Source organism: Telluria sp. AIW5, from assembly GCF_056680575.1.
In genome coordinates, this window is record NZ_CM155289.1 from 2,927,754 (window position 1) to 2,949,754 (window position 22,001).

The 22,001-nt window shown below is 62.4% G+C and carries 17 protein-coding genes; 10 read left to right on the forward strand and 7 right to left on the reverse strand.

The window, feature by feature from the left end:
- Positions 1-24: 24 nt before the first annotated feature.
- The 8 genes from AC1MEM_RS12960 (at position 25) to AC1MEM_RS12995 (ending at position 10,949) form a co-directional block, all read left to right on the forward strand.
- Positions 25-1,653, forward strand: coding sequence for a glycosyl transferase family protein (locus AC1MEM_RS12960; RefSeq protein WP_499470961.1), 1,629 nt, complete (start codon positions 25-27; stop codon positions 1,651-1,653).
- Between the two features lie 35 nt (positions 1,654-1,688).
- Positions 1,689-5,033, forward strand: coding sequence for an NfrA family protein (locus AC1MEM_RS12965; protein WP_499470963.1), 3,345 nt, complete (start codon positions 1,689-1,691; stop codon positions 5,031-5,033).
- 16 nt (positions 5,034-5,049) lie between these two features.
- Positions 5,050-6,123 carry a DUF4434 domain-containing protein gene (locus tag AC1MEM_RS12970; RefSeq protein WP_499470965.1) on the forward strand — a complete coding sequence of 358 codons (1,074 nt, stop codon included), beginning with the start codon at positions 5,050-5,052 and terminating at the stop codon, positions 6,121-6,123.
- An 81-nt stretch (positions 6,124-6,204) separates the two neighbouring features.
- A complete protein-coding gene (locus AC1MEM_RS12975) occupies positions 6,205-7,830 on the forward strand; it encodes a hypothetical protein (RefSeq protein WP_499470967.1) in 1,626 nt (541 codons plus the stop codon).
- A 185-nt stretch (positions 7,831-8,015) separates the two neighbouring features.
- Entirely contained in the window at positions 8,016-8,669 is a 654-nt protein-coding gene (locus AC1MEM_RS12980) for a LuxR C-terminal-related transcriptional regulator (protein ID WP_499470969.1), read from the forward strand.
- Positions 8,670-9,102: 433 nt separating this feature from the next.
- Positions 9,103-9,771, forward strand: a complete 669-nt coding sequence (locus AC1MEM_RS12985) for a Crp/Fnr family transcriptional regulator (RefSeq protein ID WP_499470971.1) — start codon at positions 9,103-9,105, stop codon at positions 9,769-9,771.
- A 106-nt stretch (positions 9,772-9,877) separates the two neighbouring features.
- Positions 9,878-10,447 carry an RNA polymerase sigma factor gene (locus AC1MEM_RS12990; protein WP_499470973.1) on the forward strand — a complete coding sequence of 190 codons (570 nt, stop codon included), beginning with the start codon at positions 9,878-9,880 and terminating at the stop codon, positions 10,445-10,447.
- Between the two features lie 166 nt (positions 10,448-10,613).
- Complete coding sequence (locus AC1MEM_RS12995; protein ID WP_499470975.1) at positions 10,614-10,949, forward strand: four-helix bundle copper-binding protein; 336 nt, start codon at positions 10,614-10,616, stop codon at positions 10,947-10,949.
- 7 nt (positions 10,950-10,956) lie between these two features.
- On the opposite strand, the gene AC1MEM_RS13000 is transcribed toward AC1MEM_RS12995, so the two are convergent.
- The 7 genes from AC1MEM_RS13000 to AC1MEM_RS13030 form a co-directional block, all read right to left on the reverse strand.
- Positions 10,957-11,454: a transcriptional regulator, SarA/Rot family gene (locus AC1MEM_RS13000; RefSeq protein WP_499470977.1), complete on the reverse strand. Its 498-nt coding sequence runs from the start codon at positions 11,452-11,454 to the stop codon at positions 10,957-10,959.
- Between the two features lie 117 nt (positions 11,455-11,571).
- Positions 11,572-11,952 (reverse strand): DUF4148 domain-containing protein, encoded by a 381-nt coding sequence (locus AC1MEM_RS13005; protein WP_499470979.1) that lies wholly within the window; start codon positions 11,950-11,952, stop codon positions 11,572-11,574.
- 512 nt (positions 11,953-12,464) lie between these two features.
- Positions 12,465-14,186 (reverse strand): tannase/feruloyl esterase family alpha/beta hydrolase, encoded by a 1,722-nt coding sequence (locus AC1MEM_RS13010; protein ID WP_499470981.1) that lies wholly within the window; start codon positions 14,184-14,186, stop codon positions 12,465-12,467.
- Positions 14,187-14,303: 117 nt separating this feature from the next.
- Complete coding sequence (locus tag AC1MEM_RS13015) at positions 14,304-15,470, reverse strand: ABC transporter substrate-binding protein (RefSeq protein ID WP_499470983.1); 1,167 nt, start codon at positions 15,468-15,470, stop codon at positions 14,304-14,306.
- 34 nt (positions 15,471-15,504) lie between these two features.
- The gene (locus tag AC1MEM_RS13020; protein ID WP_499470985.1) at positions 15,505-17,358 is read right to left on the reverse strand and encodes a feruloyl-CoA synthase; all 1,854 of its coding nucleotides are present in this window, start codon (positions 17,356-17,358) and stop codon (positions 15,505-15,507) included.
- Between the two features lie 11 nt (positions 17,359-17,369).
- Positions 17,370-18,815 (reverse strand): aldehyde dehydrogenase, encoded by a 1,446-nt coding sequence (locus tag AC1MEM_RS13025; protein ID WP_499470987.1) that lies wholly within the window; start codon positions 18,813-18,815, stop codon positions 17,370-17,372.
- A 115-nt stretch (positions 18,816-18,930) separates the two neighbouring features.
- Positions 18,931-19,770 (reverse strand): p-hydroxycinnamoyl CoA hydratase/lyase, encoded by an 840-nt coding sequence (locus AC1MEM_RS13030; RefSeq protein ID WP_499470989.1) that lies wholly within the window; start codon positions 19,768-19,770, stop codon positions 18,931-18,933.
- A 90-nt stretch (positions 19,771-19,860) separates the two neighbouring features.
- Between AC1MEM_RS13030 and AC1MEM_RS13035 the strand changes: the two genes are divergently transcribed.
- Together AC1MEM_RS13035 and AC1MEM_RS13040 are read left to right on the forward strand one after the other, a co-directional pair.
- Positions 19,861-20,340 carry a MarR family winged helix-turn-helix transcriptional regulator gene (locus tag AC1MEM_RS13035; RefSeq protein ID WP_499470991.1) on the forward strand — a complete coding sequence of 160 codons (480 nt, stop codon included), beginning with the start codon at positions 19,861-19,863 and terminating at the stop codon, positions 20,338-20,340.
- Between the two features lie 312 nt (positions 20,341-20,652).
- Complete coding sequence (locus AC1MEM_RS13040; protein ID WP_499470993.1) at positions 20,653-21,978, forward strand: chloride channel protein; 1,326 nt, start codon at positions 20,653-20,655, stop codon at positions 21,976-21,978.
- Positions 21,979-22,001: the final 23 nt, after the last annotated feature.

A 22,001-nucleotide genomic window follows, 5' to 3' on the forward strand; every position in this document is an offset into this window, starting at 1 on the left:
TTCGACCAAACGGCAGGAGAAAGCATGGATGCACTGGACTTGCTGGCGGTACTGTTAATGCTCGCAAAAGTATTGATGGTTACCGTCGGCATCATTTTTCTGATTAGCGGCATGGACGATCTGTTTGTCGACCTCGTGTTCGTGGCAAGGTCGGTTTATCGAAAGTACGCGATCCTGAGTAAATATCCGCGCCTGACCGAACGCCAGCTGTTCGCCAAGCCGGAACAACGGCTCGCTGTGATGATCCCGGCCTGGGACGAGGCAGCCGTCATTCGTCCCATGCTCGAGAATACCCTTCGTTCTATTCAGTACAGCAATTTCACGATCTTTGTCGGTACCTACCTGAACGACCTGGCAACCCAGGGCGAAGTCGACCTGGTGTGCGCACAACATCCCCAGGTCGTGAAAGTGGTGACGCCGCACGATGGCCCGACGAACAAGGCCGATTGCCTCAACTGCATATTCCATCAAATCCGCATCCATGAACAGCAGACCGGGGTTCCCTATCAGATCCACGTGATGCAGGACTGCGAGGACGTGATTCATCCGCTCTGCTACAAGCTCTTCAACTACCTTATTCCACGCAAGGATATGGTGCAGTTGCCGGTGGAATCCCTCGAGCTGCGGTGGAAGAAATTCACTGGCGGCCACTATCTCGACGAATTCGCCCAGTCGCACTACAAGGACATGATCGTGCGGGAAGCGCTCGGGGCCAGTATCCCGGCGGCAGGCGTCGGCGCGGCATTCAGCCGGCGCGCCCTGGACAAGATGTGCGTTGCGCGCGATGGCGAATTGTTCAGTATCGAGTCGCTGACCGAGGATTACGAGTTCGGCTTCCGGCTCGGCGAACTGAAGCTGAAGCAGGTATTCGTGCGGTTTACTGTCGATAAAACGGTCACGCGCCGCAATTTCTGGAGCGGCAAGCCGGAACAGGTAACGCGCCCGGATGCGGTCTGCGTGCGCGAGTTTTTCCCCGATCAGTTCAAATTTTCCGTGCGCCAGAAATCGCGCTGGGTGGTCGGCATCACGCTGCAGGGGTGGCGCAATCTTGGATGGACCGGCAACCTTGCGACACGCTATATGCTGTTCCGCGATCGCAAGGCAATCCTGACCAACCTCGCCAACCTGCTGGGTTATCTGATGGTGCTCCTGATCTTGTCCGTGTACTTCCTGGAATGGTGTTGGCCTGACGCGTACAGCTATCCCGCCCTCATCCAGGCCAACTCGATCCTGTGGAAAATCTTGTACGTCAACGGCTTGCTGTTTGTCGTCCGGGCGGGAATGCGGGCGTATTGCGTCCATTGCATTTATGGACCGTTCCAGGCCCTGATGTCCCTGCCGCGCATGATCTGGGGAAACCTGATCAATTTTCTGGCGACGGTGCGCGCGGTCAATCAATACATGCAGTTTCTCAAGACGGGCAAGTTCATCAAGTGGGACAAGACCGCGCACCACTATCCAAAGGCCGAGGAACTCGTCGGCTATCGCAGGAAGATTGGCGACCTGCTCATCGATTCCGCAGCCATCACGCCGGACCAGCTGGATCAAGCCCTTGCGCTGCAGTCGAAGCAAAGCAAAAAACTGGGCGAAATTCTCCAGGAACTCGGCTGGTTGCAGCCGAGCACGCTCAGCGCAGCATTGCTGCGGCAGTGAACGGTTTGAATCTTATGAAAAGGACAGACAGCGCGATGACGAACCGCCCGGCCTGCAGCAAGCCAGAACCCCGCCCGCACCCGCTGCGCTGGCAATGTGTCGCCGGCGGCCTGATGGCCTTGTTGATGGTGCCGGGCTTGAATGCCAACGCGGCCGAGGAGCCGGAGCGCAGTTGGCTCCAGCAGCAGGTCGACAATTTCCGGGCGTACCCCCATTTGCACCGCGCCTACGCACACATGAAGCAAAACCGGCTGGCCGAGGCCGAGAAAGAACTCCAGGTTTATCTTGAGATCCAGCCTGCCGATCTCGATGCGCGGCTTAGTCTGCTGGCCTTGCTCTACCGGGGGCGCAAATTCAGTGCCGTCCAGTACCAGGCGACCCGTACCCTGGTGCTGGACCCGGGCAATCCCACAGCCCTGCTGTACCAGGGCCTCGCGGCGCAGGCCCAGGGCAGGAAAGCCCCGGCATTGAAGCTGTTCAGGCAGGTCTATTCAAATCCCAGGGCGCCGGACGACGCACGTGAGCTGGCCGCAAACAGTGCCTATGCGATCGCGTTCGCGCTCAAGCATTTCGGTGAAGCCATGGAGGCATTGGGCGCCTCGCCGGCCGGCGGCAAGGCGTTTCTATTTCAGATGCGCAAGGGAGCAGTACTTGCCGCATTGAAGCGAAATACGGAAGCGAAATCATTTTACGCTGCTGCGCTGAGTGTCGCGGGCAACGGCAAGGAACGCGCGAACGCGGCCTCTGCGCTGGGATTGCTGGCGCAAAGACAGGGCGACATGGCAAGCGCACTCTCGTATGGCGAGGCCGTGCTCGCGGTCGACCCGGACAACCTCACCTGGCTCAGGATTACGGCCGACATCCATTTTGGACGAAAGGAATACCCGCTGGCGGAAAGGCTTGCGCGGCGCGTCCTGGCCTTGACGAACGAATCGGGCGACCACTTCTACCTCGCCAATGTTTTGTTTGCTGAACAGAATTTTGACAACGCCGCCGTGGAGTACGCGACGGTTGCCGACGGGGCGCGCGACAAGTTCCTGGCCGAGCGCGCCAATGTGTCGCTCGGCTATACCGAACAGGCTCGCCATCGCCCGGACGCCGCCAGGCAGGCATTCGAAAAGGCGGTCGCGCTGAACCGCAAATCGGAGGCGGCCAGGGCACTCGCCGCGCTGCAGAGCGAGTCGGCGAGCGCGGCGGCCGTCCAGCCGGGGCCAGGCGCCAGCCTGCCGGCGCTGCTTCGGCATTATCGACGCTATCCTACCGGCTATACGGCGGCGACCCTGGGATACCGATACGCGCAGTCCGGCGACGCGGCCACGGCGGCCGCGTATTTCAAGCAGGCCTTGAGGCGCAAGGACGAGGTGCGCTGGCGTATTGCGCTGGCAGACCAGTTGGCGCGTGCAGGGAGTTACGCCGCGGCGTCCGATACCTTGACGCCCCTGCGCACGGTCAATGATGAACAGCGTCGCGAAGTCGCGGAAATCTACCGCCATATCGGCCAGCCTGCGAAGAGCGCCGCATACCGCGAGCAACTGGCCGCCCCGACCAATACCGATCGGCTGCGTCTTGCCGAGGATTACATTGCGTTGAAGACACCCGCGCGCGCGCTGGCCCAGATCGATGCAATCGCGCGAAGGGGCGAAGCGGGCGTGCCGGTCCTGCGGGCGGCAGGATACCTGCACACGGAAATGGGGGACGACGCACGCGCGGTAGCGGCCTTCCGCAACGCGCTCGCAGCCGGCGACACCGAGTTGCAAACGAGAAAGGCGCTGGCTTACCTGCTCGACAAGGGCGAGGACCGCCAGGCTGCGCTCGACGTGCACCTGGCCGTCCTCGAGCGCGAAGCGGCGCCGGAAAACGAAGTGGCCGTGGCGCGGGCGTACGCCAGGCTCAACCAGAACCAGCAGGCCTTGTCTCATTACCGTTCAGCACTCGCGGCGACGGCCGGCGGCGACGTGCGGCAGCTGGCCGCGCTCAACGCCGAGATTGGCAACGTATACGAGTCGGACAAGGACTACGGCGCAGCGCACGTCTACTGGGAGAAGGCGGCCGCGGCGGCCGATTCCCCGGAACTGGAAATACAGCTGGCCTATGCCGAAGAGGTGTTGGGCAAACCGGAGCAGGCGCGTGCCCGTTTGAGCAACTTGCAGTTTGACAAGATGAGCTCGGCAAGCCGCCTCGTTTTGCTGGACCAGTTCGCCCGCCTGAACCGGGCCACCGGCGACATCCAGGTCGCCGCACAATACACGGACATGGCGCTGGCGATCGAACCCAACGCAGACCGTTATTACCAACGTGCCCTCGACTCGCTGCGGCTGCAGCAGAAGGAAGCGGGGCGCGCGAATCTCGAAAAAGCAATGGAATTGGCACCAGGCAACCCGGAGTTTGCACTGCAGCTTGCTTACCTGCACAAGCAGGAGGGAAGCGCGGCCGAGGCGATTCCCCTGTTCGAAAGGGCATTGCAGCTCGATCCATCACGCAGCAACGTGTATGCCGATCTTGCCTATGCGAATGTCGAGACCGGTAGTAACCGGGAGGCCCTTGGCTGGTTCCACAAGGCGATCGACGACAAGGCCGCCGCGCTCGGCGGCGAGCAGGGAAGCGATCCGCAGCTTTATGGATTCCGCCAGCAGGTGCGGGCGATGACGCAAGGGTATCGGTTCGACGTCTACCAGAGCTATCGCCCCAGCTCGGGAAGCGCCGCCGCTTCCGTGGTGCCGGGATTCGTGTCGGGCGGGGTGATCCCATCGCAGGGCGGCGCGGAACTTTTGTACCAGCCTGAAAATGCAGGTTACAACAACGGCCGGGTCCTGCGTTTCTTCGGCCGCAGCCTGTGGTCGAACCGTCCGGGCTCGATGCGTATCGACCCGCACAGCGTCCAGGGCGGCGCCGGGCTGGAATACAAGCCGCTCGGCGACGCGAATGTTTACCTGGGCGTCGAACGGCTGTTCCCGATAGGACGGGACGCGCTGAGCAACTGGTTGCTTCGTGCGAGCTGGGGATACAGCAATGGCTACGATCTGCGCCCGGATCAGGACTCGTGGAGCCAGACGATCCTGTACGCGGACGCCGGATACCTGGCCCAGCACGACAAGACCCGTTCGCTCTACGTCGAAGGGCGCCAGGGATGGGTCAAAAAAATCGGGTCGGCTTTGATGCTGACACCGCACGTGATGGCCGCGGCACGGGGCCAGCGCCCGGATCCGTTCAAGGTGTCGTACGTCGAAGCAGGCGCGGGGGTATCCTTGAAATACCTGTTCAATGAGTCGAAGTACTCGGCGCCACGGTCGAGCCTTGAATTCGTTCTTCAGTACCGCAGGCAGGTAGCGGGATCCCGGCATCACGGAGGATGGGTATTGAGCGCAGCAGGGCAGTTCTGAACCTATGGTGCGCGCAATGACCGCCGTCCTGTGTTCGATGCTCATGGTGATGAGCTGCACTGCGAGCGCGCGCGGTACGGATGACGAAAAACGGCGCGAAGCGCAGGCCCGATGCCTGCAGGGAAGCTACATCCAGCTACTCGACGAGCATTCCCGTTGGAGCAGCCTCAAGTGGCAGGCACTATTCGATCACCTCTCCGCATTGCAGGTCGACTACGTGGTCGTCCAGTGGAGCGCCTTCGACCGGCGGCCGTTCTACCGCGCCGTTCCCGTGCCCTCGGCGCCGGACATGCCGATCGAATCCATCATCCGCATGGCGTACGCGAGTGGCATGCGTGTCTTGATCGGACTTTCGCACGACTCGTCCTATTGGACACGCGTCGGCCGCTCCGACCGGCGCGCTTTCCTTGCCGAACGCCTGCGCCTCAACCGCCAGGCAGCCCTCGATTTGCGGCCGGTCGTCGCCACCAATCCGGCGTTTGCCGGCTGGTATATCACCGAAGAGATCGACGATATCAACTGGACCGATGCCGGTGACAAGCTTGCCCTATTTAATTACCTTCGGGAAATAAGTAGCCATTTACGAAAGCTGACGCCGAATTCCCATGTCGGCGTCTCGGGATTCGTGAATCGTCGCACTGATCCGCGTACGCTCAGCGATTTCTGGATCGAATTGCTGGCACGAGCGCCAGGGATCGACCAGGTGTACTTCCAGGATGGCATCGGCGTTGACAAAGTTACTATTGCTGAGCTGCCACAATATTACGGCGCCATGCGCGACGCAACGACGGCGGCCGGGCGCGAACTGGTTCCCGTCGTGGAAGCGTTTCGTCAAACTGCCGGTCCGCCGATATCGAAAGGCGAATTCAAGGCAGAGCCAACAACATTGCGGCGCTTGAATGATCAGATTGCCATTGCCAATTCGTACGCCCCGCGTCATGTCGTGTTCGGCGTGCCCGAGTATATGACGCCTGCCGGAGGGGAGGCCGCGGCCCGGCTTTACCAGCAATACCGCAAGACCCGGGGAGTGCTGGCTCAGCCATGCACGATTACTAACAGCAAGTATGCGTTAGATAACACGAGGAAATAAATCGCACAGTAAATCATTTCTTGCGGAACTAATGACGCGTGGAAAGGCTCTAAGGCACTCATTTCTGAACCTGGAGTACCGATGTCTTCTTCGCTTCACGCTTTCTCGTCCCGCCTGCTTCTCGCGGCGATTCCTGCCGCCGCCCTGCTGTGTTCTGCTTCCGTCAACGCAACTGCTGCCACCGCCGTGGCCCCGACCAAACCGCGTCCGGCGCTTCCGATGCCGGCGCAGATCGCTGGCGTCACGATTGATTCCACGAGCAATATTGCAGATACCGTGACCGCGCTCAAGAGTCTGAGCAAAGTACCAACTACCCGCATCGTTTTCGACGAAAACGTTCCTGCCTCGGATTACCGCGACGCTACCGTCGCCGTCCGCAATGTCAGCTACGTGATGGGCGAAATCCTTGATTCGTTTTATGTGAAGCAATATTCCGTTCAGCAATACCTGGACCGTACCAAGGAATACCTGGGTGCCCTCGGCGACGTCGTCGATCTTTGGGAAGTCGGTAATGAAATCAATGGCGAATGGCTGGGCACTACCCCGGACGTCGTTGCCAAGATGACGGGTGCATACGACCTCGTCAAGGCGCAAGGCAAGGCCACCGAACTGACTTTGTATTACAACAAGGATTGCTGGTCCAAGCCGAGCAATGAAATGTTCACTTGGGCAAATGCCAATGTTCCGGCGCGGATGAAGCAGGGCCTGGATTATGTCCTGATCAGCTATTACGAAGACGATTGCAATAACCTGAAGCCGGACTGGCCGACGGTATTCAAGCAACTGCACGCGATGTTCCCGAATTCGAAAATCGGCTTCGGTGAAGTCGGCACGAAGAATGCCGCGAACAAAGCGGAGTTCATCAACCGTTATTACACGAAGAACATTACCGAGCCAGGCTATGTCGGCGGCTATTTCTGGTGGTATTTCAAACAAGACATGGCTCCGATGAGCAAGACCTTGTGGAGTACCTTGAACACGGCCATCAGCAAGATGCCTAGTTTCACGCCGCTGAACGGTACCGCGCCGACGCCAACGCCAACGCCAGCGCCAAAGCCGGCGCCAACGCCAACGCCAACGCCAGCGCCAAAGCCGGCACCAGCGCCAACGCCAGCGCCAACCCCGGCACCAGCCCAAAGCACGGCGGCGGTCCCGACCACCGCGTCGGCATGGACCACCGCCTACAACGGGTTTGGCAGCGTGACCTACAACGCAACGTCGGGAGTCGTTCTTTCGCCGAAAGCGCCGAACCGGGCATCGGAAACCCACTCCGCGCTCGCCCTGGCCAACCTGCCGAAGATGCGTAACTTCCGTGCGTCGATGATTGTGAATACGGAACAACAACTGCGAAACAACACCGCCCCGAATCCGTGGGAAGTGTTCTGGTTGTTCTTCAATTACAATCCGACCAAAAATGGCAAGACAACCAACTATTTCCTGCTCAAGCCGAATGGTGTCGAACTGGGAACGGCGAAGAACAGCGTTGGACAAACCTTCCTGCAAACGGGTGCGGCCCCCGCGCCAGCGGTCGGGCTTGCGAACAAGCTCGAGATCGAGAAAATCGGTACGCGCGTTCGTGTGTGGATCAACGGCGTCCTCGCAACTGACAAGACGGGTGGAATCCTCGACGTCGCCGGCTCGATCGGCCTCTATTCCGAAGATGCGCTCGTTCGCGTGACAAATGTGCAGGTAACGAAGTTGCCGTAAGTAACTGAAAGCAGGAGCAAACAGGCCCTCCGTGGCCCGGCGCAAGCCGGGCCATTTTTTTGGCGCGTGAAGTAATTAAAAAATAACTTATTTACATTGCATAAGTTCTTTGCTACCTTCAACCAAGCTAGACATCGAGCTTCTTTCCGGATCCTAAACAACTGTTCCTTGCGCGGGAGCACCATGTGATTCAGATCGGCATAGTTGATCCGCATGAAATCATGCGTAAGGGCTTGGTCCTCCTCATCGAACTGGCAGGGGATATGCGCGTTATTGGCGACGCCGGCAATGTCGCGGACCTGTTGCCCCTGGTTGAGAATACCCATGTCGACATATTGATAGTGGAACCGCTCATTGCCTGGGGGCTAAACGTTGCAATGATTCAGTCGCTCAAAAGTAAAAACGGGAACCTCAAGACGCTTGTTTTTTCCGAATCGACCGACACGGACCATTTGCAATCGGCGTTACGGGCCGGCGTACGTGGCTACGTGTCGAAGCGGGCAAAGCTCCATGAGTTAATCCAGGGCATTCAAAATCTTGCTCGAGGTGAACCTTTCCTCTGCGCAGAAGTGACCGCAAAGCTCACTCTCTGCATAGTCAATACCTTCTCAAAGCAACCACACGAACTGCTTAGCAGTCGTGAAATGCAAATCTTGTTGATGTTGGTTAATGGGAAGTCAATTGCAGAGATCGCCGACGAACTGCACGTGAGTGTAAAAACAATTAGTACGCACAAAACACGGTTGATGGAAAAAATGAACCTCAACTCGTTTTCTAAATTGGTGCAGTATGCCGGTGCCCATGGATTGATCACGGATGCAGGCGAGCAGGCCGTATAGATCGGTAATCATTCCGATAAGCGGTTTGCTCCGACGCAATGCATCGTTGTCCTTGTGTTTCAATCGAACTCCATAATTGGACGATGCCGGCACCGTCGCGCGTGCACGTTAATGCTCATGCATTGTTAATTAACGCCATAATTCTGGCTTCAATTTAAAGGCCTCAATGGCGATGATTAATTTCATTGGAATTGCCAATCGAATCGAATCGAATGACCGAATTGATACAGGCGTCGCAATTTAGTCAGGATCGATTTGACAGGGTGCGGCTTCGGGCGAATAATAAGAAAGCGGGCACGAGAATAAGCCGCATGGACTTTCCGAGCCAGGACCCGGATCCGGGAATGCGCCTTGCAATCGTCATTATCAGTGGCGGGCTGATTTACGTCCAAAATTACCCTCTCTGCATATTTTTTTACACATTGGAAATTTTATGCTGTCTCCGTCCCATATCAATCTACTCGGACTACGGCATGCCTACAGTTCCGCGGTCGTTCGCCACACGCAGCGCGGCATATTGAAAAGGTATGACGCGGCGCAGGTATTCCGAGCCCCGTCTCCTCATTCAAAGATTCTGCACGTCATCCTCGCGGGATTTGCCAAAACATCGGCGATCAGCGAGTCGGGCGGCGAAGACATTCTCGGTTTTTCGATGCCGGGCGATTTGATCGGCTTGGGCAACCTGGCCCCGGATCCGATTTCTTCGGAGGTGGTGTTTCTAACGGAGGCAGTCGTTGCTGAATTGCCGCTGGAAGACGCTACGCGCCTTGAAATTGCAATTGGAGGGCTTGGCGAGGGAGTTGGCAACCTGATCAGCCGCGAATTATTGCGGACCCAGTGGCGCAATCGCTTTGTCCGGCACGGCTGCGTCAAAAAGAGGGTGGCACATTTTTTGCTGGAGATGAGCCAGCGCTTTGCCGATATTGATTTTCCGTCTCATAAATACAGGCTGTTCATGCCGCGTGAAGACATTGCCATCTTTCTTTGCATGACGAAGTCTACGCTCAGCCGGACGCTTCACGTGCTATGTGCGCGAAGGCTGATCGATATTGATGGAAGGTGGATCGAGATCATCGATCCTCCCGCTTTGAGGCGCATGTAGTCCGGATCTTGAAATAACCGGGAATCCTGCTCGAGGTGCTGCTTTGAACGAGGCGGCCTTGATTTTCCGTTCACAGGAATGACCTTGCTGGCGGGCCTACCCCCAAATGGAAGCGGATGCCGAAAGGGAGTTGATCGAAAAGGCCCAGTCGGGCGATGAACTTGCGTACCACGCCTTATTCAAAATCTATCGGCCGCGCGTCTTCCGGGTCGTTAACAATATCCTGAGGGATGATGCAGACACAGAAGATGTCGTTCAGGAAATCTTCATGCGGCTATATAAATCGCTGCGAACCTTCCGTCACGAATCGTCGTTTTTCACCTGGATCTATAAAATTGCCATCAATGCAGCGCGCTCGAGTCTATTATCCAGGGCGCGCGAGTCGAATATCGTGACTGAATCGGGGAGCGAAACGCTCGAGCTGGCTTTTTCGTCCGAAGCAGACCAGCCCGAAGTAGTGCATCTGCGCGCAGAGTTGGCCGGTATCCTGGACCTGGCGATGGCACGCCTGCCGCCGAGCCTGCGCGAGGCCTTCATGCTGCGCGAAATCGACGGACTGAGCTATGCCGAGATCGCCGAACTGATGCACTGCCCCATCGGCACGGTCAGGAGCAGGATCTCGCGCGCCAAATCCTTCCTCGCCGCGCACATCGCCCCCCCCGAAGCGCCTTTGTAAGCGGGCGAGGCTATGCTTCCCATAGCGGCAGCGGATGCATGGGCACGAATTACGGTAGCTCGCCGTCACGGGTGTCGCATGAGCCGTGCGCCGTGTGCCGGCGTGCTGGATGTACCCTCATGTATCCATTCACACGACGAGCGGGACCGCTCGAAGAGGAGAGCGCATGGACAACACCAACTTCCAGGATTGTATCGACGCATGCGAGGCCTGCGCCGCGGCCTGCGACCGCTGCGCGAGCGCCTGCCTGCGCGAGGACGATGTCAAGATGATGGCCGGCTGCATTGCGCTGGACATTGACTGCGCCCAGCTGTGCCGCCTGGCGGCCGGTTTCATGGCGCGTGCGAGCCCCTTCGCGGCGGCGCTCTGCCGCCAGTGCGCCGAGGTGTGCGCGGCCTGCGCCGAAGAGTGCGGCCAGCACGATGCCGACCATTGCAAACAGTGTGCCGAGGCCTGCCGGCGTTGCGCCGAAGCCTGCCGCGCGATGGCGGCCGCGGCCTGACGCCGCTTCAGCCGGCTTTATCGAGATTACCCAGCGCACGCCCCAGGAAACCGGCGAACTGCGCCATCTCGGCCTTGTTGAAACCGGCGAACGCGTCGCTCAGTTTGGTGGAGACTTCGGGCAGCACCTGCTGGATCAGGGCGCGGCCCTGTTCGGTGAGGGTGATCAGGACGGTACGGCGGTCGCCGGTGCGGCTACCCCGTTCGATCAGGCCACGCGCGGCGAGGTCGTCGCAGACGCGGGTCAGGTTGGCCGGCTTTTCGTGGCAGGCCTCGCTCAGTTCCGATGCGGTCGAGGTTTCGTCGGCGCTGCCGTACAGGATGGCCAGGACGATATAGCCGGTATCGGCCAGTTCATGCGGTTTCAAAGCGGCGTTGGTGCGGTCGCGCAGCTTCTTTTGCAGGTGGTGATTCAGGCGTACCAGCAGGATCGGCTCGTACGGAAAATCCGGCACCCGCGCCAGGATGTTGCGCAATCGTTTTTCCGTCGGCCCGAAATCGCTCATGAACGCTCCCGCTTGAAATGCCAGATTGTAACCGTCCCGACCGCGGGGCGGTAGAGCCATCGTGCACCCACGCAGGCGCGGCGGGAAACGCGTGTGCCGCGTCGATCAGTTCGACGCTTAGTTTGCCGAATCGCCGCCCTTGACGGTGCGTGCAGCAACATCGAACTCCGGATGGCCATCGGTCATCAGCGCGGCGGTCGCGGTGGCGGCTGGCTTTGCGGCCGGGGTGCTGCGCGCGGCGGGTGGGGTAGCGGCCTTGCTGCTATCCGATCCCCAGTTTCCGTCGGTCATGACGACGCCGGCAGGATTGGCGATTTTGACCCAGTTCGGATACACGTAATCGGCTTCCGACGGTGGGTAGCTGCCGTCCTTGCGCGCTTGTTCGAGTTCGGCGACGACGCGGGCACGGACCGGATCGGTCGATGCGACATTGCTGGTCGAGGCGCAACCTGCAAGCAGGGAGATGAGAAGGGCTGGGACGATATATTTGACAGACATGGAATGCTCCTGGAATTCGGTAAGGGCGCACTACATTCGGCGCCATGGGTTCTATTTTACTCCTGAATATTTCATTTGTGTAGTATCTGCCGAAAATCGTGTTGTGCGCGTTGCGTTTGCGCCCGCAAAACGCAAGGGGCCGGACGACGCGCACTGCGCCGTCCGGCCCCCTTGCTGCTTGTTCCTGCTGTTTACCGGCGGCTGAAGCACCGTAGAGCGTGTGAAAAAATTGTCAGGGCAAGGGATGCGGCCGCCCGACGCGTCGTCGAAGACAGTACGTGGGTACGGCGAGACGATGCAACGCAGCCATGGCGATTTTTTCACACGCTCGTAGGGTGGGCCGGGCCGCGATCGGACTCGTGCCCACGCGGTCAGCGCCTGCATTACGCCAGCTTTACGCGAAGCGCCGGTTGGCAGCTTTGGAAACCTCGCATCGACGCCAGCCTCGCACCGCGTGGGCTCGAGAGCCCACCTTACGTTTTGCAGCAGCCAACAATTGGCGCTGGCAGTCTTTACTGGCAGCTGAAGCTGGCTGCATCCTCGATGCTGCCGCTGCCCTTGTAGCGCGCCACCTTTGGATACGCGCACAGGGGGCGGCTGCGGGTGGCGGACCAGGTCGCCGGCACATCCGCGCTCACGGCGCCGGCGTTGCCGGTGCCGCGCGCGCCGGCCGTGACGCTGTCCGGCGCCTGGCCTTTTTCGACCCAGTTCACGAGCGGCGTCAGCATGTCGAACTGGTCTGTCGCCGGGCCGCCCGAGCAGTGGTTCATCCCCGGCACGCGGAAGAAGCGGGCGAAGTCCGCCGCGTCGCCATTATTCGCCGTGCGCAGCGACTCGTACCAGGCGGTCGTGTCGTCGCTCGAGAAGATCGGGTCGCTGGTGCCGTGGTAGACCAGCATCTTGGCGCCGCGGTTTTTCAGCGTGCCCAGGTTGCCCGGGTTCGGCGGCGTCATGAAGGACAGCGCGTTCTCCGGATAGGTCGAACTGGTGGCGTTGATGCGCGCCAGCAGGGAATCCAGGTTGGCGTTCAGGACGAAGTCGCGGCCGTTGAAGGTGCTGCGGTCAGCGGGCGGCACCGACCAGATGAAGGCGACTGCGCCCGAGTCGCGGTCGATCGGCGCGCCGAATTTCCACGACGCCCAGCCGTTTGTCGCCAGGCCGGCATCCCACGGGAAGCTGGTGTAGATCGTGGCGCCGCTCTCGGTTTTCGCGCCCGTGAACAGGCCCGCGATGGCGGTCTTCTGCGCGCTGGAGAGGCAGGTGCCGTCGCGCGTACCCGTGCAGGTCGGCACGTCGCGGTTCAGGTCGAAGGCTTTCTGGCAGGCGCCGGTGTCCTGCACCAGGCCGTCCGCGCTGCCGTCGAGCGCATCGCATTTGCCCAGTACGGCATTCGACACCAGCGCGCGTTCGGCTTGGGTGAAGCCGGTGGTCAGGTCGCCCGGGGTCGAGGCCAGTGCGGCATAGGTCTTGCCGCCGGCGATGTTGGCGACTGCCGCCAGCGGCAGCCGGAAGCCGGGGTCGCCGACCAGGAAGCCGTCGTACTGGTCGGCGTAGCGCGCGGCCGCGACCATCGTGTGGCGGCCGCCGTTCGAGCAGCCGCCGATATACGAGCGGTCCGGCCCCTTGCCGTAGGCGGCCTGGATGATGTTCTTCGCCATCGGCGTGAGCTTGCCGACCGCGGCGTAGCCGTAGTCGAGGCGCGCCTGCGGGTCGACGCCGAAGAAGGGCGTCGGCGCCTGGTGGCCGGCGTCCGAGCTGATGACGGCGAAGCCCAGGTCCAGCGCGTTCTCGAGCGGACCGCCGCCGCCCACCGGGCCGGTCGCGGTGACGACGCTGCCGTCGACGCCGCCGTTGGCCTGGTAGAAGAAGCGGCCGTTCCAGTTGTTCGGCAGGCGCATCTCGAAGCCGATCGCATAGGCCTGGCCGTCGACCGCGCCCGTGCGGCGCTGCAGCTGGCCGGTGACCAGGCAGTGCTGGCCGACCGGCTTGCCGCCGATGGTCAGGGTGCCGGCCGGGACCGGGGTGGCGGCCGTGATCACGGCCTCGGGGTAGGTGATGCGGGTCGCCAGTTCGGTGCAGGCGGCCAGCGTAGCGCCGACGGCCGGGGACAGCTGCGGCAGGGCCGGGATGTGCGGGACCGGCGTCGGATCGGCAACCGGGTCCTTGTCGTTGTTGTTGCAGCCGGCCAGGGCAAGGGCGAGGGCGGCGGCGGTGGTGATTTTCAGGGCGTGCATGCGTGCGTACTCCTCTGCGAAAAACAGATCAAGTCGAAACGATGGGTGTGCGCGGCCCGCGCCCCCGGGAGGGGCACGGGCCTTGCGGGATGGTGAGACTGGAAGCGCTGCGGGAAATTAATCCGGCTGCACGTCCTTGAGGGTGCCGATCGGCGCGTTGATCAGCTTGCCGTTCACGCGCTTGACCTCGCGGATGTACATGTTCTGGACGATGTCGCGGGTCTTCGGATCGATGCTGATCGGGCCGCGCGGGCTGTTCCACTTCATGCCCGTCAGGGTCTTGACGGCCGCTTCGCCGGTGACGTTGCCGTTCAGTTTGCGGATGGTCTCGTAGATCATGCCCATCGTGTCATACGCGGCGACGGTCACGAAAGTCGGCGGCTTGCTGTTCGGATTGGCATCGGCGTAAGCCTTGAGGAAGATCTTGTTGGCTTCGTTGTCGAGCGCCGTCGAGTAGTTCAGCACCGTCACCGCGCCGAGTGCGCGGTCGCCCAGCGCTTCCAGCGTCGGCGAGTCGCTCGTCATGTCGCCCACGCCGAGGAACTTGATGCCGGCTTTATCGAGCCCCTTGTCGCTGTAGGCTTTCAGGAGGCCGATGCCGTCTTCCACGCCCGGCGCGAAGAAGAACAGGGCGTCCGGCTTCTCGTCCTTCACGCGCTGGACAAACGGCGAATAGTCGGGGTTCGCCAGCGGCGTGCGCGAGGAACCGACGATCTTGCCGCCGCCTTCGGTGAAGCCCTTGGCGAACAGCTTTTCCGCATCGTGGCCGGTGCTGTAGTCGCTGACCAGCGAATACACTTTGCCGATCTTGTTCTGCGCGGTCCAGGTGCCGAAAGGTTCGGTCATCTGCTGCATCGTCATCGAGGTGCGCAGCATGTAGGGCGACTTGGCGGTGATGCCGGTCGTGACCGCGTTCATGACGATCATCGGCACCTTGCCTTGCGTGGCCACCGGCGCCACCGCGAGCGCGCTGGGCGTCAGCGAAAAGCCGACCAGGAAGCTGACCTTCTCGCGCCCGATCAGCTCCTGCGCCGCGCGCTTGGACAGTTCGACATTGCTGCCGCCGTCGTCGCGGTAGATGATCTCGATCTTCTTGCCGGCGACCTTGTCGCCGTTAAGCTTCATATAGGTCTTGATGCCGTCTTCGAAGGGCTTGCCGATGTTGACGAATGGTCCGGTCAGGGCGGCGATGACGCCGATCTTGATGGTGTCCTGCGCGTAGCTGGCGCCGCTGGCGAAGGGCAGGACTGCGAGGGTCATGCAGGCGAGGGTCTTCAGTTTCATGCTGTCTCCTTGTCGTTGTAGGTTTTATACCGTTTTATTGTGCAAGTATCGTTTGTGCTTCCGTGCCGTCGTACATCGCATCGACCAGGGCCGCACGCCGGTTCAGCACCGCCGCCTGGTTGATCGAACCCTTGTCGGTCTGTTCGCGCGCATCGATCGAGGGCTGTTCGCTGAGGAGCAGCAGGCGTTCGACCCGGGTCGAGGAACCGCTCGCGTTCAGGTTCAGCGTCTGCAGCAAGCGCTTGAAGAAGGCGCGCACCGGTTCGCTCGCCAGGATCTCGGCCGCAGGCGTCCCGGCCGGCAGCGTCGACAGCGCCAGGCAGTTGTCCAGCCGCGGAAAGACCATCAGGCCGATCGCATGCCGGTTCAGTCCCGTCACCACCGCGTCCTGCACATAAGGTGCGCCCAGGCTGATGACGCGCGCCCGCAGCGGTCCGACGCTGACAAAGGTGCCCGTGCTGAGCTTGAAGTCTTCGGCGATGCGGCCGTCGAACATGAAGCCCAGTTCCGGATGCGCGTCGTCGACGAAGCGCAGGGCGTCGCCGGTGCAGTAATAACCGTCGCTGTCGAAGGCTTCGGCGGTCAGGTGCGGCGCGCGCCAGTAGCCCGGCGTCACGTGCGGACCGTGGAAGCGGGCTTCCAGCTTGTCGCCGCTCGGCACCAGCTTGACCTTGCAGCCCGGCGCCGGCACGCCGACATAGCCGGCCTTGATGATCGGCCCGGTGCCGAAGGTGCACGAAGGCGATGTCTCCGTCATGCCGAGACCCGTCATGATGCGGATCGACTCGCCGCAGCGGCGCATCGCCACCTCGTCCAGGTGTTCCCAGGCCGCCTGCGACAGCCCGGCGCCCGCGCAGAAGAAGAGCTTCACGCGCGAGTAGAAGTTGGCGGCGAGGGCATCGTCGGTTTCCAGCGCCTCGGCCAGCATCTCCCAGGCGACGGGGATGTTGAAGTAGACGGTCGGCGCGATCTCGCGCAGGTTGCGCAGGGTCGTGGCGAAGTCTTTCGGCGTCGGCCGGCCATCGTCCAGGTAGAGCGTGCCGCCGTTGTACAGCACGATGCCGACGTTATGGCTGCCGCCAAAGGTATGGTTCCAGGGCAGCCAGTCGAGCAGCACCGGCGGCTGTTCGCCGAAGAAGGGGAAGGTCTGCAGCAGCATCTGCTGGTTCGAGCAGAGCATCTTGTGGGTCGTGATGACTGCCTTCGGCTTCTTGGTCGAGCCCGAGGTGAACAGGAATTTGGCGATGGTCGACGGGCCCACCCCGGCGTTGCGCGCGTCGATGGTGGACGGCGTGGTCGCCAGCAGCGAGGCGAAGGCGGTCGCTGCGCGCCCCGGTACTTCGCCGCCGGCCAGGATCAGTTCCGCGCCGTCCGGCACGACTGCCCCGATCGCGCGCCCGAAGGCGGTGCCGCAGGATGCGAAAACGGCGCCTGGGGTCAGCTGCGCGATCAGGTCGGCCAGCTTGGCCGGATCGGTCGCCACCAGCGAATAGGCCGGCGACAGCGGCGAATACGGAATGCCCGCATACATCGCGCCGAGCGCGAGCTGGAAGTGTTCCAGGTCGTTCCCCGACAGGATGACCAGCGGGCGTTCTTCGGACAGGCCGCGGTCCAGCAGGGCCTGGCCGATGCGGCGCGCGTTTTCCAGCACGTCCGCATACGACAGGCGAATCCACTCGCCGTCCGCGCCGCGCCGCGCGACCAGCGTGCGTTCCGGATGTTCGCGCGCGCCCGACACTAAACGGTCGGTGAAGCGCGCCGGGTAAGCGCCGAGCGGGGTAACGGCGTCGACATGCCAGACGCCGTCCACCTGCGACACGGCGATCTCGGGATTCCCGAGTTCGACCTGTCTCCGCCTCACACCCGTCTCCATCGTTGATTGGATCATGGCGGCTTCCTTCAGATCGGGAAGTGGCGCGGCGTGGTCTGGACCGTAATCCAGCGCAGGTCGGTGAACTCGGCGATCGCCGCCTTGCCGCCGAAGCGTCCGTAGCCGCTGCCCTTCACGCCGCCGAATGGCATCTGCGCCTCGTCGTGCACGGTCGGGCCGTTGATGTGGCAGATGCCGGACTCGATGCGCTGGGCAACGGCCATTGCGCGGCCGATGTCGCGCGAGAAGACGGCGGAAGACAGGCCGTATTCGCTGTCGTTGGCCATGCGGATCGCTTCTTCGTCGGAGTCGAAACGCAGCACCGAGACGATCGGCCCGAAGGACTCTTCCTGGTACACCAGCATCTCGGGCGTGACCTCGTCGACGATCGCCGGCTGCATGATGTTGCCCTCTAAAGCGGGGCCCGACTGGGTGACTTTCGCGCCGCGGGCGCGCGCATCCTGCAGCATGCTGTCGACACGTGCGGCGGCGCTCGGGTCGACCATGCCGGCCAGCGGCGCATCCGAACGCGCGGCCTTCAGGGTCGCGGTCTTGGCGGCCAGCTTCTCGACGAAGGCCGGTGCGATCTTGCGGTCGACCAGGATGCGGTCGGCCGACATGCAGATTTGCCCCTGGTTGAAGAAGGCGGAGAAGGCCGCCGCTTCGACGGCCGCATCGAGGTCGGCATCGTCCAGTACCACGACCGGGTTCTTGCCGCCCAACTCCAGCAGCACCGGCTTCAGGTATTTGGCCGCTGTCTGGGCGATGATGCGGCCGACCCTGGTCGAACCGGTGAAGTTGATGCGGCGCACCGCAGGCGCGGCGATCAGGCGCTCGACGATTTGCGGCGCGTCTTCCGGTGCGTTGGTGATGACGTTGACGACGCCTTCCGGGAAGCCGGCGTCCACGAACACCTGGCCGATCAGGCGGTGCAGGGCAGGGCACAGCTCGGAGGCTTTCAGGATCACCGTATTGCCGCAGGCGAGCGGCATGGCGACGGCGCGCGTGCCGAGGATGATCGGCGCATTCCACGGCGCGATGCCGACCACCACGCCGCAAGCCTGGCGCACGCCCATCGCGAGCGAACCTGGCACGTCCGACGGAATGACTTCGCCGGCGATCTGCGTCGTCATGGCCGCCGCTTCGCGCAGCATGTTCGAGGCAAGCGTCACGTTAAACTGGTACCACATCGGCGCGCCGCCGACCTCAAGCACGGCGGCTTCGACGAACTGGCCGCGCAGGGCTTCCATTTTGTCGGCGGCCTTCAGCAGGAGGGCGCGGCGTGCGCCCGGGGCCATGGTCGACCAGGCCGGGAAGGCGGCTTGCGCAGCGGCGACCGCGGCGTCGACATCATCTACAGTAGCGGCGGCGGCGCGGGTGGCGACTTCGCCGGTGGCGGGGTTATGGCGCTCGAAGGTGGCGCCGTTCGATGCGGCCGCGGCCTGGCCGTTCAACAGCAAATTTGCCTGGAACATCAGAGGTCTCCTCTGTTAATGTCGATTGAAAGGGGCGGCTATCCGAAAACCGGATGCCGCCGCCGTTATTATTATTGTCGTGTTGCCGTGCTCGTGCTCTTGTTGCGGCGGGTGCTCAGGTCGTTGGCCGCTTGTAGGTCTGTAGGCCCGGCTTGATCGTCTTATCGTCCAGGAACTGCTTGAGGCCTTCCTTGCGGCCCTTTTCCGGATCGCGCTGGTTCGACTGGTCGGTCTTGGCGTACAGGTAGTCCTCGCCTTGCTCCCAGGTCAGTTCGCGGCAGCGCTTGAAGCCGATCTTCGCATAGCGCAGCACGACCGGGTTCTTTTCCAGCAGCTTGTTCGCCAGTTCGATGACGGCTTCGCGCAGCTGCTCTTTCGGCACGCTCTTGTTGATCAGGCCCATGGCGGCCGCTTCCTTGCCGGTGAAGGTCTCGCCGGTCATGATGTAGTGCAGCGCCTGGCGGTGACCCATCGTATCGGCCACGGCCTTGCTGACCAGGTTGCCCGGCGGGATACCCCAGTTCACTTCCGACAGGCCGAACACCGCGTCGTCGGCGGCGATCGCCAGGTCGCAGGCCACCAGCGGCGAGAAGGCGCCGCCGAAGCACCAGCCGTTGACCATCGCGATGGTCGCCTTGCTGTACATGCGCAGCAGCTTCCACTGCCACTGCGAGCAGTCGCGGCGCATGCGTTCCTGCATGATCTCCGGCTTGCCGTCGGTCTCGCGGAAGTATTCTTTCAGGTCCATGCCCGCGGTCCAGGCATCGCCGGCGCCGGTCAGCACGACCACTTGCGCGTCGTCGTCCAGCTCGAGCGTCTCGAGCACGTCGATCATCTCGCGGTTCAGCGTCGGGCTCATCGCATTGCGCTTCTCGGGACGGTTCAGGGTGATCCAGCCGATACCGTTTTCAACATCCACCTTGACGGTCTTCCAGCGCGCTTCGTATTTGGACATACAATGTCTCCTAGGTCTAAGTTTGTTATCAGGCTGCCTGATATGTGACTTATACTATTCGTACCTGATTCACTTTGCAAGCACCTTTTCATGACCTCTTCAAAAAAACTTTCAGTTGCCGATGCCGCCGTACCACTTTTCGGCAAACCGACGGGCCTGGCCTACCTGGTCGGCCGCCTCGACCATGTGCTGAACCAGCGCCTGCGCGAGAGCCTGGCGCCTGCCGGGCTGTCGGTGCCCCAGTACACGGCCCTGTCCGTGTTCCGCGCGCATGGCGCCCTGTCGAACGCCCAGCTCGCCACCCGCACGATGATTTCGCCGCAATCGGCCAACGAGATGGTCAAGCAGATGGAAGCGAAGGGCTGGATTGCGCGCACGCCCGATCCGGCGCATGGGCGGATCATCCAGATCAGTTTGACGGCGGCCGGGGCGGCGGTGCTGGGGGAGTGCGATGCGCAGGTGGCGGAGGTGGAGCGGATGATGTTTCCGGAGCTGGACGAGGCGGGGAGGGGGGCTTTGCTGGGGCAGTTGCGGGGGGCGGTGCGGGCGCTCAGCGTGCAGGGAATTTGACAGGGCTGGGGTCAGGTCTGACATTCGGACGCGGCCTCTGCCTTGGAAGCACACCGCAGGGCGCATGCACGGCCATGAATGATTGCTCGTTGGTCATTGAAGCGACGGGCGGACCGACACGAGGGCCCGAACCCGATGTTGTACATTACAAATATTTGTACAAATGTAGATTCCCGGCGAAAATCCTTGGACGGGGCTACAATAAGCGCTTCCCGAACGACACTGGCCGCCGGACGTCCCCGGAACGACTACCGACATGAACAACGCCACCCCCGCACATCGCGGCACGGCCCCTGGCCGCACAGCCCTCGCATGAAACACACCCACAACTGGCGCGACAGGATTCGCGGAGAGCTCTCGGATTGGCAACTCTGGTCCGGACGCGCCGTCGTCGTCACGCTGGCGGTATTGGCCGGCCTGACCGTCGTCGTCTTCACCTGGCTGTCCGAGCTGGCATTCGACGCGTTCGGCTGGATGCCGCTCCTGGTCTGGTGGAGTCCGCTGATCTGGACGCCGGCCTGCACCGCGGCCATCGTCTGGTTCACGCGCCGCTACGCCCCGGGCGCCGCCGGATCGGGCATCCCGCAGGTCATGGCGGCACTCGACCCGGCGCTTCCGACTGACAAGGTCGGCCTGTTCGTCTCGCTCAGGCTGAGCCTGGCCAAGGTCCTGCTGACCGCGGGCGGCCTGCTGGCCGGCTTGTCGGTGGGACGCGAAGGTCCGTCGGTGCAGATTGCGGCCGGCGTCATGCTGCAGGCGCGGCGCCTGCTTCCCGCGCGTGCTTTCATCAACGTCAACCTCCACGGGCTGCTGGTCGCCGGCGGCGCGGCGGGTATCGCCGCCGCCTTCAATACGCCGCTGGCCGGGGTCATGTTCGCGATCGAAGAGCTGGCGCGTGCGCCCGAGCAGAGGAATAGTGGCCTGATCATTACCGCCATCGTGCTCGGCGGCCTGGTGGCCGTCTCGGCGCACGGGAACGCGACCTATTTCGGCGTCATCCACATCGGCGCCATCGGGACGGCGCTGCTCGTTCCCGGTCTCCTGGTGGCGGTGTGCACGGGTGTCGCGGGCGGACTTTTTTCGCGGCTGATGATCGCCTCGACGGCCGGCCTGGGAATGGACTGGATGAGCCGCCTGCGCGCCCGCAAGCCGGTGCTGTTCGCGGCCGTCTGCGGCCTGGCGGTGGCCGTGATCGGCGTGGTCAGCGGCGGCACGACCTTCGGCTCCGGCTATGCGACGACCAAGGCCATGGTCGACGGCGTCGCGACGATGCCGATGCTGTACGCGCTGTTCAAATTCGTGGCCACCTGGCTCAGTACCTGGTCCGGCGTGCCGGGCGGGATTTTCGCGCCCGCGCTGGCGATCGGCGCGGCACTCGGCAACGACGTCGCCGTCGCCTTCTACCATACGCAGGCGCCGGCGCTGATCGCGCTGGGCATGGTCGGCTTCCTGGCGGCTGCCACGCAGGCGCCGCTGACGGCCTTCATCATCGTCATGGAGATGGTGGACGGCCACGCGATGGTCCTGAGCCTGATGGCATGCGCGCTGGTGGCGAGCATGCTGGCGCGGATCATCAGTCCGCCGCTGTATCCGTCGCTGGCGCGCATGCAGCTGGGGCGCGCCGGGATGCAACCGTGAGCCGTTTGCAGGCAGCGCAAGGA